Here is an 18,906-nt window from a genome sequence, read left to right as displayed (position 1 = left end):
CTCCAGTAATGATATAAGTAAAATTAATAGTTCATATAATAGCTATAAGAGGTGCTTATATGATAGGGAAATTAGATTTATATCGTATTTTTAGTGTTGTAGCAAAAAATAATAGCTTTTCGAGTGCGGCTAAGGATTTATATATGACACAGCCTGCTGTTAGTCAGGCAATGATGCAATTGGAGAAGGAGCTTGGAACACGTCTTTTTAATCGAACTCCAAAAGGTGTGACGCTGACAACAGAGGGTAGTCTTCTCTTTGAATATACGAATTCAGCTTTAGGGCTTTTAGATGCCGGTGAAGAAAAGTTGCTAGAATTTAAAAATTTAACAACAGGGCAATTAAAACTAGGAGTAGGGGATACCATTTCACGCTTCTTTTTAATGCCTTATTTAGAAGCATTCCATACAATGTATCCGAATATCAAATTACAAATGTTAAATGGTACAACATCTGAAATATGCAATTTTATTAAATCGGGTGAGGTTGATATCGGATTTTGCAATTTTCCAATAGAGGATTCAACTTTACAGTTAACCGTATGCACGGATATTCAAGATATCTTCGTGTGTGGGGAGAAATACAAGACACTTGCGTCTAAAAGTTTAAGCTATGAGGATCTTTTGAAATTTCCACTTATCTTTCTAGAGAAAAAATCGAATTCACGAAAGTATGTGGAAGACTATCTCTTTGCAAGAGGTATCCATATTGAACCCGAATTTGAGCTAGGTTCACATGATTTGGTGTTAGAGTTTGCTCGTAGTAATCTCGGTATTGCGTGTGTAACCAAGGAATTTTCAAAGGACTATCTCCAGCGAGGTCTTCTCTATGAATTAACCTTAATGGAAAGTATTCCAACAAGGAGTATTGGTATGTGTTATTTGAAAACAGTACCTCTTTCTAGAGCAGCGACAAAATTTGTGGAAATCATTGAAACTAAGCGTTTGAATACGAGAAGAACCATAAAGAAAGCTTAGCGACGAGAAAAAGTCAGCTAAGCTTTCTTTATTAATATATCTATGAGTATGTCGACATTGCGCTTATTTTTCATCGTTGGTGAGCAAAGATAAGAAAATGTCCGCAGAAAATGCTGTCCTTCAAGGGGCAAAATGGTCATATCTTCATTTTTTAATTCACGTTCAATAACACAAGCGGATAGTAAGGAAAGACCAAGTCCCTGCATAACGCTCTCTTTGACCCCCTGATTACTACTAATCGTCAAAAGTGATTGGATTTGTAGACCGTTTGCTCTGAATAAATGATCTAAATAATAACGTGTCCCAGAGCCTTCTTCACGGGCAACCCAGTTTTGCTGTTGAAGTTTATCAGGGGTAATGGGTTGTTGCTTTGTCAGTGGATGATTACTGGCACTGACAATAAATAGTTCATCCTGCATAAATGGTTTAATTACCAGTTCATTATCCTGTGCTTGCCCTTCTATCAGACCAATATCAACTTGCAATAATTTTGTATATTGAATGATTTCTTTCGTATTGCCAATAATAATTTGAAGCTCAAGTTGTGGGAACTGTTGCTGCAAGCTTGCTATGATGGGGGGCAATATATATTCGCCGATCGTAAAGCTTGCTCCAATGACTAATGTACCTTGTACCTCTTGATGATAGGCCGCAATATCCTCTTTCGCCGCTTCAGTTATAGCCATGATTTGCTTCGCTCGTTTATAAAGAATTTCACCAGTTGGTGTAATTTGCACGGATTTTGGTGAGCGAATAAATAAGGTTGTTTGTAATTCCTGTTCTAGGTTTTTAATGTGTAAGCTAACACTTGGCTGTGAAATATGAAGTATTTCAGAGGTTTTCGTAAAATTATTGACCTCAACTAGTGTGACGAACGTTTTTAAAGCTTCGTATTGCATACTTTCACCTCTATTATTAGAAATGTTAATGATAATGATTATATATATGTATTTTACTAATAGTTCGCTTTTTATTAAAGTAATAATCAACAAGGGAGAAAGAAGTGAACAACATGGTTAATAGACAGAATAAAGTGAAATCCACCCTTAATCCTAATTTCTTGAAAGGAGTATTGTTAACACTCCTTATTGCTTTAGTAGCGAAATATATTGCCACATTTCCTTTCTTTTCAATATTAGGTCAGTTGGTTATTGCCATTATATTAGGAATGGCTTGGAGAGCAGCTTTTAAAGTACAAGATTCATGGCAAGTGGGTATTGCCTTCTCTAGTAAGAAGCTATTACGGCTTGGCATTATTTTATTGGGCATGCGCTTAAATTTGGCAGACATTTATCATGCAGGGGCAAATGTTTTTTTGATTGCAGTCATTAATTTAGTATTTGCTTTACTAGTTGTGTACGGATTAACAAAAATGTTTAAAGTGGAACAGAAGCTAGGGATATTAACGGCTTGTGGGACAGCAATTTGTGGGGCTGCTGCTGTAGTGGCAATCGCACCTCAAATAAAAGCAAATGAAAAAGAAACGGCAGTAGGGGCAGCAATTGTTGCCTTATTAGGGACTATATTTACGCTTATTTATACGGTTATCTATTCCATCATCGACTTAACGCCAACAGAGTACGGTATTTTTGCAGGTGGTACATTACATGAAATTGCCCATGTTATTGCAGCAGCGTCTGCTGGTGGAAATGAAGCCATTGATATAGCGGTTATTGTGAAATTAACACGTGTTGCCCTACTTGTACCAGTAGCAATTATGATCGGTATTTTCTATCGAAGAATAGACAAAAATAAAGAGAAAAAGGCATTTTCCTTCTCCATCATTCCGTGGTTTATTTTAGGGTTTTTAGCGATGAGTGCTATTAATTCATTGGGGATTATACCAGCTAATGTAGCACAAGCATTTGTCAATATTGCGTATATTTTAATCGCTATGGCCATGGCTGGCCTTGGGTTAAATGTGGAGATTAAAACCTTTAAGGAGCTTGGTGTAAAGGCATTTATTGCTGGTTTAATTGGCTCTGTTTGTTTATCCGTTTTGGGTTATATACTAGTCATTATTTTATCTTAAAAAAAGACCCTGCATAGTCGGTTCAACATGCAGGGCTTTTTAGATAGAATCAGAAGATAATGTATAAATAATTTAATTGTCGTTCATTAACGTAAAGCTTCGATGGAAGATGCTAATTCAGCCACCACAATTTTGCTGCCAATCATTGGGCTGTCCGCTTTTTCTCCCTCAGAACCCGAACTTGGACGCTGATGGGCTGCTGCGAATGCATCGCTATTACGCCATGCTTGGAAATGCTCTTTGGATTCCCAATACATATTAACACTCATCTCGTCATAAGTAGGATCGTCGGTCGAAATTAACACCTCTACTTTATGGAAGCCTTCAAATTGTTGTAGTGGACCTGGCTTTGTAAAGTTAGGTGCCATTTTCGCAGCAAAACCAGGTTTCACTTGAATACGATTAGTTACAATAATCATGCTTTTACCCCCCTTAATTTCATTTATTTAAATTTTGAATGAATTATCATTGATTATCATTCGCAATCAATGATAAGTGGCTTAGGAAGACATTGTCAATAGATGCCCCTCTATATATTATCTCATAGCAGTTTATGGGCTGTATATAGGCTGACATTTAACTGACATAATCTGGTGCTATAATGAATGTAAGAGCGAACTAGTATCGAGGTGAATGCCTATGGCAAATATTTTAGTAGTAGAAGATGAATATGCAATAAGTCAGGTGTTAAAGGTATATTTACAAAAAGTGGGTTATGATGTGACACAATGTTTCAATGGTGGTGAAGCCTTGGACATGTTTCGGGAAATACAGCCAGACCTAGTGTTATTAGATATTATGTTGCCAGAGAAAAACGGCTGGTCCATTTTAAAGGAAATTAGAGAGCTAAGTACTTGCCCTGTTATTATGTTGACAGCATTAGGTGAAGTAAACTACCGCTTAGAAGGGTTTGACCATGGGGCAGACGATTATATTGCTAAGCCTTTTATTGCAGATGAAGTTGTTGCAAGGGTGAGGGCTGTTTTAAGACGTGCTGAAGGAAGCACAGATTCATCCGTTATAAAACGTTATGGTTCTTTAACCATTGATAGTAAAGCACATAGGGTATTTCTTGGTGAAGAAGAGATTGTATTAACGCCAAGAGATTTATCAGTGCTTATGTTTTTAGCAGACCATTCCAATCAAACATTTACCCGTGATCAGCTCATAGATCAAGTTTGGGGTTGGGAGTATGAAGGTAGTGATCGAGCAGTAGATTTAGCTATAAAGAGGCTTAGAAGGGCATTAAAGGAATGGGATGGGGCAGAAGGAGAAATAAAGACACTACGTGGATTGGGGTATCAGCTAAGTGTTCAAAAAAAATAAGCGAATATCTTTACTCCAATATTGGACGAGCCGTTATTTATTAACACTTTTTATTGGCTTAGCTATAATTTCCTTCATCTCGGCTGCGTGGATTCGTCATACAATATTTGAAAATCGATTAGAATTGATGGCGTTTTTAGCAGACGAGACGGTCTATCGTTTAACTGATACAACAAATCCTAATAATGGGCCGATAAATGGTATTCCAGGCTTTATTGGGGATCGTGAGCGCTTCAATATGAGAGAGATTGATCCGATTTTGTATGTTGTTGACACAGAAGGCAATATACTGACGAGTAACCGCCCTGTGCCTCCTGGCAGTGCCAAAAATGTGACTGGTTTGTTGGATGGAGAAGAAGGGACGAAGGAAGTAACTGGGGGAAGAGAGCCCGAATATGTGGTTATAAGAAAGATAGAAAATAATGATCAGTTATTGGGCTGGGTTCTCGTGATGGAGAAGAAGGTAAATTTAACAAGGGTTAACCAAGCATATGGACAGCTTGCCTTATTGATTGGAGCATTGGCTTTATTAGGCTGGATAGCCATTTACTTTTTATCAAAGCGTTTAGCCCGTCCAATCAAGCAAGTAGCAGAGGCAGCCAAGCATGTCCAGGAAGGTCATTATGCTGTTGATTTACCTCAAGATAGTAAAGAAAAAGAGGTCTATGAGCTTGTTACATCCTTTAAAAATATGGCGAGTAAGCTAGAACAACTGGAGAAAACGCGAACGGAATTATTAGCAGGTGTCACTCATGAGTTGAAAACACCTGTTACCTCGATAAGTGGTCTATTACAAGCTGTAAAAGATGGCGTTGTAACAGGGCAGGATGCGATAGAGTTCATTGAAATGGCGATGGTTGAAACAACAAAAATGAAAACAATGGTTGGTGATTTACTTGCCTTTAACCACTTTGCTGTGGATGCTATCCCCGTGAAGATCGAATCTGTAGATGTTAATCAGTTATTGCGTGATGCAGTGGCTCAGTGGGAAGTCATGCAGGATGATGAGCTTGTAAGTGTGAATTTGCACTTATTAGATCAACCTGTACTGGTAGAGGCTGATATTGTTCGTATCCAACAAATCATGACAAACCTTTTAACGAATGCCAAACAGGCGATGGACAAAGGAACAATCACCTTAACGCTGACAGATCAAGGGGATACGTTATCGATGATAGTCAAAGATACAGGGCGCGGTATCCCTCTGGAGGAACAGGCATTTATTTTTGAGCGTTTTTATAGAGGAGAAAATAAAAAATATACAGTTCGAGGCTTGGGTTTAGGACTACCACTTAGTAAAATGATGGCACAATCTGTCGGGGGTGATTTACGATTAATCGAAAGCAAGACCTCTGGTACATCCTTTGAATTAGTATTACAAAAGGCTACTACGCTGTAAGAGCGTGGTAGCTTTTTTATGTTGATGCAGCCAATCATTGTACCGAGAGTAGAGGAAGACGATAGTTATTTTTTTGCATTTCTCATAGAGATGGTGGTGAGCATTGAATTGTAAAAAATAGTTGAAGAATATGTAAAGCCGACATCTGCCTGACACAAAAGCTCTTTATAGTAAATGGTGTAGACGACGAGTACGAGCCTTATGAAGGTTTTGTCATCTTCATGTACTAGTTGGTAAACCATTCAAATGGGAAAGCAGCTGTCAGTATAACACTAAGACAAGGGAGCGTGATGAGATGCCGATAGTAACTTCATTTAATCCAAATGGTCGCCAAGAGATTAAACAAGCGATATCCTACCCAGATTATGCTTTATTAAAAGCTAAGCTTCAGCATGTTATGCAGCTAGACCAGCATGCGGGCAAGGACGGTAAATATTTGATCCGTAGTACGTATTTCGATAATTTGGCCAATAAAGTGCTAAATGAGAAAAAAGAGGGCTATATCAATCGGGATAAATATCGGGTACGCATATACGGGAAATCTAGTGCCATTATTAATTTAGAGCGAAAAAGTAAGCGTAACAATGTCACTTTTAAATCGAAGTGTAAGATATCTCAGGCTGAGTATGAACAAATGCGTGTCGGGGATATATCCTGGATGGAGAATGACGACCGAGTGCTAATTCGAGACTTATATCAAGAAATGAATTATAGCCAGCTTAGACCTACAACGGTAGTAGACTATGAGCGAGAGGCGTACATTTATCCGTTCGGAAATGTCCGCGTAACGTTTGATAGTAAGGTCCAATCGAGTCTACGCAACACAGATATGTTTAATCAAAACCTGCCGATGGTAGATGTACTGGAGCCGAACCTTGTGGTTTTAGAGGTAAAGTATGATGAATATTTACCAGACATTATCAAGTATTTACTACAATCTGTAGATACACGTGCAGAGGCCTATTCCAAATATCAGCTTAGTCGTATGTACGGCTAAATACAAAGGAGAATGAACAAATGGATACAATTAAATTTAGCGATATATTTAAATCCAACTTTTTAGAAAAAACAACATCATTTTCATTAATCGATTCTATTATTGGCTTAGTAGTGGCATTTTTTATAGGGCTTTTCATTTACGCCGTTTATAAGAAAACTTTTAATGGTGTCATTTACTCTCATTCATTCAATATCTCATTACTTATTATGACAATGGCAACTGCACTTGTAATTATGGGGATTAGTTCAAATGTTCTGTTATCACTTGGTATGGTTGGTGCTTTATCCATCGTACGTTTCAGAACACCTATTAAAGATCCAATGGATTTAGTCTATATTTTCTGGGCAATTGTTTCTGGTATTTTATGTGGAGCAGGGTTTATTCCATTAGTAATTATCGGTGCTGTGTTAATCGGTCTTGTACTACTAGTGTTCGTGAATAAAATTACGGTAGAGAATCCTTATTTATTGATTGTAAAGTTTGAAGAAGAGCTAGCAAATGCTGAGGTGGAGCGAATTATTGCTGCACAAACAAAAAAATTCGCACTCAAATCAAAATCCATTATGCATAATGATGAAATTGAAACAACTTACGAAATTCGTGTAAAGCAAAATGATGCGAAGCTGATGGATGAACTAACAAAAGTTGCTGGTGTTAAATCAGCCATTATGCTTAGCTACGATGGGAATTTCACAGCGTAATGACCTCATTAACAAAAAGGACTACGATGAGAGGTGATGGCTATGATTAAAACACGAATTGTCTACCTGTGCATGGCAATTTTACTCCTTCTCTTTGTCGTGATATATGCTGTACTTCCAAATGCAGGAATTGAAACGAAAAATTCCGAGTTCTCCTATGAGGATATGGTATTTAATAGCAATAAAGTAACCACTGTCGATATCGAGATTGCTGAGGAAGATTGGACTGACATGCTTGAAAATGCAGCGGACGAGGAATTAAAACAGGCGGATATTACAGTAAACGGCAAGAAAATTGAGAATGTTGCTATTCGCACAAAAGGCAATTTATCATTACGATCAGTTGTCAATAGTGACTCGGATCGTTATAGTTTAAAAATCGATTTTGATTACTATGATGATACTCAAAGCTTATATGGTTTGAAAAAATTAAATTTAAATAATAATTATAGTGATGCTACATTGATGCGGGAATATATCTCCTATGAAATGATGGAGCAAATGGGCTTACCAACACCAGCACACTCCTATATGTATGTCACAGTAAATGGTGAGGAACGGGGCTTGTTTTTAGGAGTGGAAGCAGTAGATGAGACATTCCTAGCCAATAACTATGGTTCCAATGATGGCTTTTTATTTAAGCCAGACGGAACTGGCAGTGATTTGAAATATATTAGTGATGATATTGCAGACTATACAGGCATGGGATTAAAAACAAATGAAGGTCATATGGATCAATCCAAGCTTGTGGAGATGCTAAATGCTATTAATAACGGTGGAGACATCGAAAAATACCTTGATGTCGATGAAATGTTACGTTATTTCGCTGTCAATACAGCACTTGTCAATTTAGATAGTTACCAGGGGAATATGAAACATAACTATTATTTGTATGAACAGAATGGTGTGTTTTCAATTATTCCATGGGATTACAATATGTCCTTCGGCGGCTTTGGTGTTGGCGGTGGAGGCGGTAGAATGGGTGGAGAAAACAGTCAAAATCCAGCTGATGCTCCGACAACTTTAGAAGAATCAGGAGCACAAAACAATGAACAACTTAATCAGGCAGGTGGGGGGAGGTTACAACAGCCAGATGGAGGCTTCAATAGGGGAATGGAAATGGGGATGTCAAGCAACCTGTTAGCCGAGAGTGCTATTAATTTTAGTGTGAAAACCCCTGTTTCTGGCACAACGTTAGAGGAGCGGCCACTGCTGAATGCCTTGCTTACTAATGAAGAGTACCGTGCTAAATATGAAGGTTATCTAGAAGAGCTAGCGACAACCTATTTAACAGAGGATTATGTACAAGCTATTACTAAAAACTTAGCACTATTAATAACGACCTATGTGGAGGCAGATCCCACAAAATTCTCTACTACAGAGCAATTCTTAGAGGCAGTTGAAGGTGAAAATAGCTTACCTGAATTCGCTAAACAGCGCTCCCAATCTATTTTAAAGCAGCTATCTGGAGAGCTGGTTGTAGAAGCGTCTACGACATCACAAGGAAATATGGGCGTACCAACTCCAAATGAAAATGGTGAGATGAATTCAATGCCAGAGAATTTTGACCCGAGTCAGCTACCAGAGGATTTTGATCCATCACAGAGCCCACCGTTTAATAGAGAAGGCAATGGCCCACGAGAAGGACAAAATGGCGAATCAATGCAACGTCCTGATGGAAGCGGAGGCCCAATCAGTATGCCAGGTGAAAATGATGGAGCGTCTAATCAAGCAACTGTAATTGATAAAAATACAGTGTTTACAGCCGCAGCCTGCCTTGTATTGCTTCTCTTAGCACTTCTCTTTGTTGTTAAATTTAAACGCAGAGGTCGTTGAAAAATAACCATATCCAACATGTTTGGGTATGGTTTTTGCATTTTATCGTGTTAAAATAAAGCATTCTTTTCTGAGGAGTCTTTTCATATGAATGAACAGCAGTTTGATAAATATTTGCATATTAACACAGTGGGAGAACAATACGGTTTCCCAAAACTCGCACACTATCACCGATATGAGCCAACACCATATAGCGGGTTGGAACAATTGTTTGAAGCGTACGAGATGCCGGACAATCCAGTATTCATTGATATGGGATGTGGAAAAGGAAGAGTACCCATTTATGTGCATCATAAGTTCCGTATTCCGACTATTGGGATAGAAATGGATGCAGGATTTTATGCAGAGGCTGAAGAAAATAAACGTAGTTATCTCCAAAAAATGAAAGCACATGCACCCATTTCGTTTATTCATACAATAGCTGAGGCTTATGAAATAAAGTCACGTGATAATGTGTTCTTCTTCTTCAACCCTTTTTCAATTCACATTTTTCGTACAGTCATTCATAATATTTGGAAATCCTATGAACAGCGAATGCGAGATATTCATTTAATTTTATATTATCCGCCTTATGATTATTTACAATTTTTACATCACGGAACATCATTTGAATTACTTCATGAGGTTCATTTAGAAAATGAAACCAATATTAATGAACGTCTTTGTGTGTTTGTCTTAAAAAGAGCTTAGAGCTTGGGAAACCAACTCTAAGCTTTTCTAATTTAAATAAAGTAATTATTTTCAGGGAAATAATGATATAAGAAAATGAACGCTCTTACGTAGACTTTATTGTAAAAAAGTAATTTCATCTACTAGTTTTGTACTAGTCTTTATGTAAAATTAAAAGATAATTCACAAATAACTAATTATACTGAAAAATCACTCTAGACTAAATATAAAGAATGTTTTACAATGTAAAAGGCTTATATGAATAATATTTTTCATTCGTTTTAGATAGTTATAAATAATTATTTTTGCTATTGAGTAAATGAATTTAATTGTTTATAATTATCAGAAATATCTAATATTTTAGAAATTTTCAGGGGGAATTTAATTATGAGAGAGAGCAAAAAGCTTAAGAAGTTCGGTTCACTTTTAGTAGCATCTTCATTACTTGCTGGTGTTCTTGCAGGTTGTGGTAACGGAGACGATTCAAGTTCTGGCGGAGGCTCATCATCAGGCGGAGGTTCATCTGATGGCGATACAATTAAAATTGGTGCCAACTTAGAGCTTTCGGGGAATGTAGCATCTTATGGTTCCTCTATTGGGCTAGGTGCAGAACTGGCTGTAAAAGAAATTAATGATGCTGGCGGTATTGACGGTAAGAAAATTGAACTGATTAAAGTAGATAATAAATCAGAGAACTCTGAGGCAACCTCAGCTGCTATTAAACTAGCAACGCAAGATAAAGTAGTAGCAATGCTAGCGCCTGCAACTTCAGGAAATACAGTAGCAACGGTTCAAATAGCCAATGATAATAAAATTCCAATTGTAACTGGTTCTGGTACAGCGCCAAATATTACAGTAAACGAAGATGGCAGTGTGAATGAATATGCATTCCGTACATGCTTTATCGATCCATTCCAAGGAATTGTAGCGGCTAACTTTGCCTCAGGCGAGCTAGATGCGAAAAATGTAGCTATTTTCGCAGATAATGCATCAGACTATGCAAAAGGTTTGGCAAAATCCTTTAAAGAAACAATTACTAAGAGTGGCGGAAAAGTTGTGAAAGAAGAAGCTTATGTAGCCAAGGATACAGACTTCCGTACACAGTTAACAAATATTAAAGCATCAAATCCAGATTTCATTTTTATCCCAGGATACTATGAAGAAGTTGGTTTAATCGTTAAACAAGCACGTGAAATGGGTATTGATGTACCTTTAATGGGTGCTGATGGTTGGGATTCTCCAACTTTAATAGATTTAGCTGGTGCGGATGCATTGAATAACACATACATCACAAACCACTATTCTGCTGAAGACCCAGACCAAAAAATTCAAGATTTCGTAAAGGCATTTAAAGCGGCAAATGGTGACAAAGCACCTGACGCATTTAATGCACTTGGTTATGACTCAATTTACTACATTGCAGATGCGATTAAACGTGCAGGCTCTACGGATGGTGAAGCAATTAAAAATGAATTAGCTGCAACAAAAGATCTTTCTTTAGTAACAGGTACTTTCTCAGTTGACGAAAACCATAACCCAATTAAAACAGCAACAGTTCTTGAATTCAAAGACGGTAAACAAGTGTTCAACTCTAAAGTTAATCCTTAATGTTTTGTAAGCAAGGGGGAGGCGGGTAAACACGCCTTCCTTTTTATGTTTTAGATAACTAGAATGCTAACGTAATTCATAACTTTCTAGTATAGATGCATGTACAGATTTCTCGTTTTTCAGAAAATTCAAAGGAGTGAATGCGCATGGAATGGATACAGCAACTTGTGAACGGTATTTCACTTGGAAGTATCTACGCGTTAATAGCGTTAGGGTATACGATGGTATACGGTATTATCAAGCTGATTAACTTTGCTCATGGTGATGTTTTCATGATCGGGTCATTTATTGGCTTTTACGCAATTGCTAAATGGGAGCTTGGTTTCTTCCCGGCTCTATTATTGGCAATGACCGTTTGTGCGATCTTTGGTGTTTTAATTGAACGTATTGCCTATAAACGTTTACGAAATGCAACACGTATCGCAGCATTAATTACAGCGATTGGTGTGTCATTGTTAATTGAATACACTACTATTTTCTTCAGAGGTGCTCAACCAGCAGCTTATCCTGAAGTTTTCAAAAATAAATCATTTGATATTTTTGGTGTACAAATTAGCAGTACATCCATTTTAATTTTATCAGTCGCAGTTGTACTGATGATTCTTTTACAATTCATCGTACATAAAACAAAAATCGGTAAAGCGATGCGTGCCGTTTCTCACGATGCAGATGCAGCTCGCTTAATGGGTATAAACGTTGATAATACAATCTCTGCAACATTTGCTATTGGTTCAGCTTTAGCTGGTGCAGCGGGTGTTATCTTCGGTGTTTATTATACAAAGATTGATCCTTTAATGGGTGTTATTCCTGGCGTTAAAGCATTTATCGCAGCTGTTCTTGGTGGTATTGGTATCATTCCGGGCGCTATGGTTGGTGGTATGTTACTAGGCGTTGTAGAGTCCTTAGTAAGTGCGCTTGGCTTCTCATTATGGCGTGATGCAGCGGCATTCGTAATTTTAATTTTAATTTTAATCTTCAGACCATCGGGTATCTTTGGTAAAAATGCCCGTGAGAAAGTGTAGGTGAGCGGTTTTATGAAAAAGTCTAAAATTTTTTGGGGCTATGCCGTAATAGCGCTAGTCATCTATGCAGTTGTGCAATTATTGATTACAACAGAAGTAATTGATTTGTACTACAAAAATATGTTAATCACAATGTGTATTAACATCATGCTGGCTGTCAGCTTGCATATTGTTATTGGGGTTACTGGACAATTCTCAATTGGGCATGCTGGGTTCCTAGCAGTTGGTGCATATGTGTCCGCTATCATTACCACAAAATTAATGCTGCCATTCCCATTGGCTATCCTTTTAGGGGCAGTCGCAGCAGCGGTTGCTGGTCTAATAGTAGGGATTCCCACTCTGCGTTTAAAAGGAGATTATTTAGCAATTGCGACACTAGGCTTTGCTGAAATTATTCGTATTATCTTTTTAAATACGGATTATGTTGGTGGCGCAGCGGGGATGCAGGTTAAATATTTATCTAACTGGACATATGCATTTTTTGGTGTTGTGTTAACGATTCTCGTTATCTCGAACTTTACAAATTCTCGTCATGGTCGTGCGTGTATTTCCATTCGTGAGGATGAAATTGCAGCGGATGCTATGGGTATTAATACGACCTATTATAAAGTTGTTGCATTCGCGATTGGGTCTTTCTTTGCAGGTCTAGCTGGAGCTATTTTCGCACATAACTTTTATATTATCCAACCGACAACATTTGGTTTCTTAAAATCATTTGATATTTTAATTTATGTTGTACTCGGTGGCTTAGGGAGTCTTTCTGGTTCAGTGATTGCAGCGATTTTCTTAACTTTTGTATCAACTTATCTAGCAAACTTCCCTGAAACTCGTATGATTATTTATAGTTTAGTATTAATTATTGTCATGCTTTATCGTCCAACCGGCTTAATGGGAACAAAGGAAATTACGCAGTTATTTAAGTTTGGTAAAAAAGGAGGTACAAAATAATGACTGGAAACCTTCTTATAAAAGTTGAAAACATGGGGATTCAATTCGGTGGTTTAAAGGCGGTACAGGGTGTGAATATGTACCTTAATCAAGGTGAATTAGTAGGGCTAATTGGACCTAATGGTGCTGGGAAAACAACCAGCTTTAATATGCTGACAGGGGTTTATACCCCAACGGAAGGTATAATTACTTTTGATGGTATGAGATTAAATGGACTTGCACCATATCAGGTGACGCAAAAGGGTATTAGCCGTACGTTCCAAAATATTCGCTTATTTAAAGAGCTATCTGTTCTAGACAATGTTAAGGTAGCCAATCATTCTCTTGCTAAGCATTCCATGTGGTCTTCTATTTTCCGTTTGCCAACTCATTTCAAGGGTGAGGCAGCAATGGAGCATCAATCAATTGAATTCTTAAAAATCTTTGGCTTAGATGTCTATAAGGATGAACTAGCGAAAAATTTACCATATGGAATGCAGCGTCGTTTAGAGATTGCTCGTGCTTTAGCAGCGAATCCCAAGCTACTATTATTGGATGAGCCAGCAGCAGGGATGAACCCGCAGGAAACACATGATTTAATGGAGTTAATTGCATTTATTCGTAAAGAATTTGGCTTAACCATTTTGTTAATTGAGCATGATATGAGCTTAGTTATGGGTATTTGTGAACGCATTTATGTACTCGATCATGGACAATTAATCGCTGACGGGACACCAGAAGAAATTCGCAACAATCCTAAGGTAATTGAAGCGTACCTTGGTGAGGAGGTTATCGGCTAATGCTAAAAGTACAAAATATCGATGTTTATTATGGCAACATCCAAGCATTAAAGGGCCTCTCTTTAGAAGTAAACGAGGGTGAAATTGTAACGTTAATCGGTGCAAATGGTGCTGGAAAAAGTACATTGTTAAAGACATTATCTGGTTTACTGAAGCCAAAAGGTGGCATTATTGAATACGAGGGCTTCTCTATTGCTGGGAAGGCAGCACAAACTATTGTTAAATCAGGAATTTCCCACGTTCCGGAGGGTCGTCGTGTTTTTGCCAATATGTCAGTAGAAGAAAACTTAGAGCTTGGTGCCTATCTACGTAATGATAAAGCTGGTATTAAAAAAGATATGGATCATGTTTTCGAGCTATTTCCGCGCTTATTAGAGCGTCGCAAGCAGCAGTCAGGTACATTATCTGGTGGGGAACAGCAGATGCTTGCGATGGGGCGTGCGTTAATGGCAAAACCAAAACTGTTATTAATGGATGAACCTTCGATGGGTCTTGCACCGCTAATGGTTAAAAACATCTTTAATATTATTGAACAGGTCAATAAAGAAGGTACAACTGTATTGCTTGTTGAGCAAAATGCTAATATGGCTTTATCTGTTGCTAATCGTGCGTATGTACTTGAAACAGGACGTATTGTTTTAGCTGGTTCAGCAAAAGAGCTTCAAGAGAGCGAGCAAGTAAAAGCAGCTTATTTAGGCGGATTATAGAATTTGAAGGGCATCTCAACAAAGAGATGCCCTTTCAGTTGATCTTCGATATATCAAGATTACCTCTTGATAAAGCTGATCCCTTGAAAAATCAAAGGTAGCCTTTTTACTTTATTTTTTGGTAAGGTGGAAAAAAGGAGTGATACATGTTGAAGTTTTCAGCACAATATTTTATTAAACAATTAAATTTAGCCGAACATCCAGAAGGAGGCTATTACATTTCATCATTTCGTGCCACAGACGAGCTAGCAGTGAGAGATGTTCAGAGACCTATTTATACGAGTATTTATTTCTTATTACGCTCACAAGATATCTCACATTTACATCGATTGCAATCAGATGAGCTATGGTATTACCATGCGGGAAGTCCACTAACAGTTCATATGATTTTCCCCGATGGTACCTATGAGGCGAAAAAGCTTGGTTTGAATGTAGAAGCTGGTGAGGTACCACAAATTGCAGTTCCGAAAAATACCATTTTCGGCTCATCGGTGGAGGATTCCGAGTCGTTTAGTCTAGTCGGGTGTATGGTTGCACCAGGATTTGACTTTGCAGATTTTGAATTGTTTACACAGGAAGAGCTTTTAGCAGACTATCCTCAGCACGAGGGAGTTATTCGTAAAATGACTTACAAAACCATTAAATAGAAAAGTAGCCGTCTCAAAGTTTTTGAGACGGCATGATTTGTTCACCATAGTATTTCTTCAGGATAATTCAGTTGTATTTGGATATCATGTAATGCTTGCTTAGTCGTAATAGCTGCTTCCATTAGAGTTGATTTTAATGCCAAATATTCATGATCCTCTACCATTAATCGCACCGCAAATGCCGCTAAATGTGCTTTTCGCTCCTCTTTACTTAATTGAATATATTCTAGATTCAGAACATCAACATATTGCGTAGCAAAACGGAAAGTGAATGGATTTTTAGCATGTAGCATTCGGACAAACATAACATAATCCTCCTCATCAATCTCCTGTTCCAAACAATCGGCAATAGCCGCTTGAAACTTGCGTAAAATGGCAATTTCATAATTCCACATGGACGCATTGTTTAACTGCTGATGCAAATCAATAAAATCATTTAAAGCAATCGCACTAAATATTATTTCTGGCCAAAGAATTTCTGTGGCAAAATAAACATTTTTATTAGGAAAGATCAGTTCATGTTGTGTCAGGACATTTTTATTAAGTCCGTTACTCACAAAATCAAGGTGATGTTCCCCGAGCATAGCATGTCTTAGTTTATAGCATACGCTTAAAATACGTAGTCGAGGACCTTGATAATCATAGTATTTATTTTCATCACCAGTTACTTTATAGATCGCATTGATTAGTTCATCTAAATCCCAATAATCCCCGCTAACCCGTACCCCTGTTAGTTGCTCTGTGCTTTGAATAGATATCATAGTCCTCGCCCTCCTTTAAGTGCTTATTTAGGTGTGTAGTTGAGTAGTTTGAATAGTTCTGTTCGTTCCTTATCTGTTAAATCACGCCATTGGCCCACTTTTAAATTACCAAGCTTAATATTCATAATACGAATACGCTGTAGGCGCTTAACGGAATAACCTAGCGCTGAGCACATTCGGCGGATTTGACGATTTAAGCCTTGCTCTAAAATGATTTTAAAAACTTTGTCCGAAATCTTTTCTACACGACAAGGTAAGGTTGTTGTATCTAGAATATCAACACCGGCTCCCATTTTTTTAATAAATTGCGCTGTTATAGGCTGATCAACTTGAACGATGTATTCTTTTTCATGATGGTTTTCTGCACGCAGAATTTTATTGACGATATCGCCATCATTAGTTAATAACAATAATCCCTCTGATTCCTTATCGAGACGTCCGATATGAAAAATACGTAAGGGATGATTGACGAAATCAACGACATTGCCTTTTATATGACGCTCTGTTGTACTTGTAATGCCGACAGGTTTATTCAGAGCAATATAGACAAGCTGTTGTTCTTTCTTTACCTCTTTTCCATCAACGCAAACTATATCACCCGTTTCAACCTGACTACCGACAGTCGCCAACTGACCATTAATGGTTACTTTTCCTTCAGCAACCCATTTATCAGCACCACGACGGGATATGATGCCTGTTTCACTTAAATATTTATTAATACGCATATTGTTCTCCTATATTTTATATTATTTTTAAGTATACCTTAACGTGTACATGCCGTGAATTCTAGAAGCTTTTCTAGCAAAAATAAATTAAATGGAAAAGTTTTTGAAAAAGTTGAAATTATTTTACGTTTCTGACAATATAGTAGTTGAGAGGGTTTCTATGAAAATAGTGTTATTCCGATATAAAATAACGTTTTTTCTAGATAGTTCTCATTAAATTGTGTAAAGGGGAGAAGTAAAATGGTTTATGCATTTCCAAACACTGAAGGATCGGTAGTTCAATTCAAACAGAAATATGATAATTATATTGGTGGCGAATGGACACCCCCAGTGAAAGGTCAATACTTTGATAACGTCACTCCTGTTACTGGACAAGTTTTTACACAAGTAGCACGTTCCACAGCTGAGGATATTGAACATGCACTCGATGCAGCACATGCTGCTAAAGATGCATGGGGCAAAACATCACCAACAGAACGTGCAAACATTTTACTTAAAATTGCGGACCGTATTGAGGAAAATCTAGAAAAGCTAGCCGTTGCTGAAACATGGGATAACGGTAAAGCGGTGCGCGAAACATTAAATGCAGATATCCCTCTTGCAATTGATCATTTCCGTTATTTTGCTGGAGTCTTACGTGCTCAAGAAGGTTCCGTTAGCCAAATTGATAACGATACAGTTGCTTATCACTTCCATGAGCCGATTGGTGTAGTGGGTCAAATCATCCCTTGGAACTTCCCACTATTAATGGCAGTATGGAAGCTCGCACCAGCACTTGCAGCTGGGAACTGTGTCGTATTAAAACCTGCAGAGCAAACACCAGCATCTATTATGGTGCTTGTGGAATTAATAGAAGATTTATTACCACCAGGAGTTATTAATGTTGTGAATGGATTTGGCTTAGAAGCAGGGAAACCGCTTGCATCCAATCCTCGCATTGGTAAAATTGCCTTTACAGGTGAGACGACGACAGGTCGTTTAATTATGCAATATGCATCTCAAAATCTTATTCCCGTTACATTAGAATTGGGCGGTAAATCACCAAATATCTTCTTTGAAGATATTATGGATAAAGATGATGCCTTTTTAGATAAAGCAGTAGAGGGCTTCGTACTATTTGCTCTCAATCAAGGAGAAGTATGTACATGTCCTTCACGTGCACTGATCCAGGAATCTATATACGATAAATTTATGGAGCGTGTACTACAGCGTGTAGAAGCCATTAAAGTGGGCAATCCGCTTGATCCAAACACAATGATGGGTGCGCAGGCTTCAAGTGAGCAAATGGAAAAAATTCTTTCTTATTTAGATATTGGTAAGCAAGAGGGTGCACAATGCCTAATTGGTGGCGAGAAAAATAATGTAGGCGAGGGCTTCGAAAATGGCTACTACATTAAACCGACAGTCTTCAAGGGAAATAATAAAATGCGTATTTTCCAAGAGGAAATTTTCGGACCAGTTGTTGCTGTAACAACGTTTAAAACAAAAGAGGAAGCACTAGAAATTGCTAATGATACATTATATGGCTTAGGTTCTGGCGTTTGGACGAGAGATATTAATACAGCTTATCGCTTCGGTCGTGAAATTCAAGCAGGTCGTGTTTGGACAAACTGTTACCATGCTTATCCGGCACATGCTGCATTTGGCGGCTATAAAATGTCAGGTGTTGGTCGTGAAAATCACAAAATGATGTTAGCACATTACCAACAAACGAAAAACCTATTAGTTAGCTACAGCGAAAACAAACTTGGTTTCTTCTAATTCGTAGG

19 protein-coding genes are annotated in these 18,906 nt (G+C 37.8%); 15 read left to right on the top strand and 4 right to left on the bottom strand.

What is annotated here, in order from left to right; all coding sequences use genetic code 11:
* Window positions 1-59: 59 nt before the first annotated feature.
* Window positions 60-977, top strand: a complete 918-nt coding sequence (locus MKY46_RS23095) for a LysR family transcriptional regulator (protein WP_340835521.1) — start codon at window positions 60-62, stop codon at window positions 975-977.
* Window positions 978-994: 17 nt separating this feature from the next.
* Here MKY46_RS23095 and MKY46_RS23090 read toward each other — a convergent pair whose 3' ends face one another.
* On the bottom strand, window positions 995-1,876 hold the full coding sequence (locus MKY46_RS23090) for a LysR family transcriptional regulator (protein ID WP_036123879.1): 882 nt from the start codon (window positions 1,874-1,876) through the stop codon (window positions 995-997).
* Window positions 1,877-1,989: 113 nt separating this feature from the next.
* On the opposite strand from MKY46_RS23090, the gene MKY46_RS23085 reads away from it, so the two are divergent.
* The gene (locus MKY46_RS23085) at window positions 1,990-3,009 is read left to right on the top strand and encodes a YeiH family protein (RefSeq protein WP_058845139.1); all 1,020 of its coding nucleotides are present in this window, start codon (window positions 1,990-1,992) and stop codon (window positions 3,007-3,009) included.
* Window positions 3,010-3,095: 86 nt separating this feature from the next.
* On the opposite strand, the gene MKY46_RS23080 is transcribed toward MKY46_RS23085, so the two are convergent.
* Window positions 3,096-3,428: a heme oxygenase gene (locus tag MKY46_RS23080; RefSeq protein ID WP_036123876.1), complete on the bottom strand. Its 333-nt coding sequence runs from the start codon at window positions 3,426-3,428 to the stop codon at window positions 3,096-3,098.
* A 220-nt stretch (window positions 3,429-3,648) separates the two neighbouring features.
* On the opposite strand from MKY46_RS23080, the gene MKY46_RS23075 reads away from it, so the two are divergent.
* The 12 genes from MKY46_RS23075 (at window position 3,649) to MKY46_RS23020 (ending at window position 15,651) form a co-directional block, all read left to right on the top strand.
* Complete coding sequence (locus MKY46_RS23075; RefSeq protein ID WP_340835518.1) at window positions 3,649-4,335, top strand: response regulator transcription factor; 687 nt, start codon at window positions 3,649-3,651, stop codon at window positions 4,333-4,335.
* Window positions 4,319-5,734, top strand: a complete 1,416-nt coding sequence (locus MKY46_RS23070) for a HAMP domain-containing sensor histidine kinase (RefSeq protein ID WP_340835516.1) — start codon at window positions 4,319-4,321, stop codon at window positions 5,732-5,734. The genes MKY46_RS23075 and MKY46_RS23070 overlap by 17 nt, the downstream gene beginning before the upstream one ends.
* A 295-nt stretch (window positions 5,735-6,029) precedes the next feature.
* Window positions 6,030-6,731: a polyphosphate polymerase domain-containing protein gene (locus MKY46_RS23065; protein ID WP_271911903.1), complete on the top strand. Its 702-nt coding sequence runs from the start codon at window positions 6,030-6,032 to the stop codon at window positions 6,729-6,731.
* A gap of 20 nt (window positions 6,732-6,751) precedes the next feature.
* Window positions 6,752-7,435: a DUF4956 domain-containing protein gene (locus tag MKY46_RS23060; protein WP_036123865.1), complete on the top strand. Its 684-nt coding sequence runs from the start codon at window positions 6,752-6,754 to the stop codon at window positions 7,433-7,435.
* Window positions 7,436-7,477: 42 nt separating this feature from the next.
* The gene (locus MKY46_RS23055; protein WP_058845135.1) at window positions 7,478-9,271 is read left to right on the top strand and encodes a CotH kinase family protein; all 1,794 of its coding nucleotides are present in this window, start codon (window positions 7,478-7,480) and stop codon (window positions 9,269-9,271) included.
* Between the two features lie 87 nt (window positions 9,272-9,358).
* Window positions 9,359-9,961, top strand: a complete 603-nt coding sequence (locus tag MKY46_RS23050) for an SAM-dependent methyltransferase (protein ID WP_036123850.1) — start codon at window positions 9,359-9,361, stop codon at window positions 9,959-9,961.
* Between the two features lie 366 nt (window positions 9,962-10,327).
* A complete protein-coding gene (locus tag MKY46_RS23045) occupies window positions 10,328-11,548 on the top strand; it encodes an ABC transporter substrate-binding protein (protein WP_036123848.1) in 1,221 nt (406 codons plus the stop codon).
* 146 nt (window positions 11,549-11,694) lie between these two features.
* On the top strand, window positions 11,695-12,570 hold the full coding sequence (locus MKY46_RS23040) for a branched-chain amino acid ABC transporter permease (RefSeq protein ID WP_036123845.1): 876 nt from the start codon (window positions 11,695-11,697) through the stop codon (window positions 12,568-12,570).
* Window positions 12,571-12,582: 12 nt separating this feature from the next.
* Complete coding sequence (locus tag MKY46_RS23035; protein ID WP_036123842.1) at window positions 12,583-13,518, top strand: branched-chain amino acid ABC transporter permease; 936 nt, start codon at window positions 12,583-12,585, stop codon at window positions 13,516-13,518.
* Window positions 13,518-14,297: an ABC transporter ATP-binding protein gene (locus MKY46_RS23030; RefSeq protein ID WP_036123840.1), complete on the top strand. Its 780-nt coding sequence runs from the start codon at window positions 13,518-13,520 to the stop codon at window positions 14,295-14,297. Before MKY46_RS23035 ends, MKY46_RS23030 begins: the two co-directional genes overlap by 1 nt.
* On the top strand, window positions 14,297-15,004 hold the full coding sequence (locus MKY46_RS23025; protein ID WP_036123837.1) for an ABC transporter ATP-binding protein: 708 nt from the start codon (window positions 14,297-14,299) through the stop codon (window positions 15,002-15,004). Before MKY46_RS23030 ends, MKY46_RS23025 begins: the two co-directional genes overlap by 1 nt.
* Window positions 15,005-15,150: 146 nt before the next feature.
* Window positions 15,151-15,651, top strand: a complete 501-nt coding sequence (locus MKY46_RS23020; protein ID WP_036123834.1) for a cupin domain-containing protein — start codon at window positions 15,151-15,153, stop codon at window positions 15,649-15,651.
* 41 nt (window positions 15,652-15,692) lie between these two features.
* Here MKY46_RS23020 and MKY46_RS23015 read toward each other — a convergent pair whose 3' ends face one another.
* Together MKY46_RS23015 and rluF are read right to left on the bottom strand one after the other, a co-directional pair.
* A complete protein-coding gene (locus tag MKY46_RS23015) occupies window positions 15,693-16,412 on the bottom strand; it encodes a DUF6904 family protein (protein ID WP_036123832.1) in 720 nt (239 codons plus the stop codon).
* Between the two features lie 23 nt (window positions 16,413-16,435).
* Window positions 16,436-17,137: a 23S rRNA pseudouridine(2604) synthase RluF gene (rluF, locus tag MKY46_RS23010; RefSeq protein WP_036123828.1), complete on the bottom strand. Its 702-nt coding sequence runs from the start codon at window positions 17,135-17,137 to the stop codon at window positions 16,436-16,438.
* Window positions 17,138-17,377: 240 nt separating this feature from the next.
* Here rluF and adh point away from each other — a divergent pair, with 240 nt between their 5' ends.
* Window positions 17,378-18,898 (top strand): aldehyde dehydrogenase, encoded by a 1,521-nt coding sequence (gene adh, locus MKY46_RS23005; protein WP_036123825.1) that lies wholly within the window; start codon window positions 17,378-17,380, stop codon window positions 18,896-18,898.
* Window positions 18,899-18,906: the final 8 nt, after the last annotated feature.

It is taken from the genome of Lysinibacillus sp. FSL M8-0355, assembly GCF_038008985.1.
Classification (GTDB): Bacteria; Bacillota; Bacilli; order Bacillales_A; family Planococcaceae; genus Lysinibacillus; species Lysinibacillus fusiformis_D.
The sequence above is the reverse complement of the archived record's forward strand: the minus strand, read 5'-3'. Positions and strand labels throughout refer to the sequence as shown.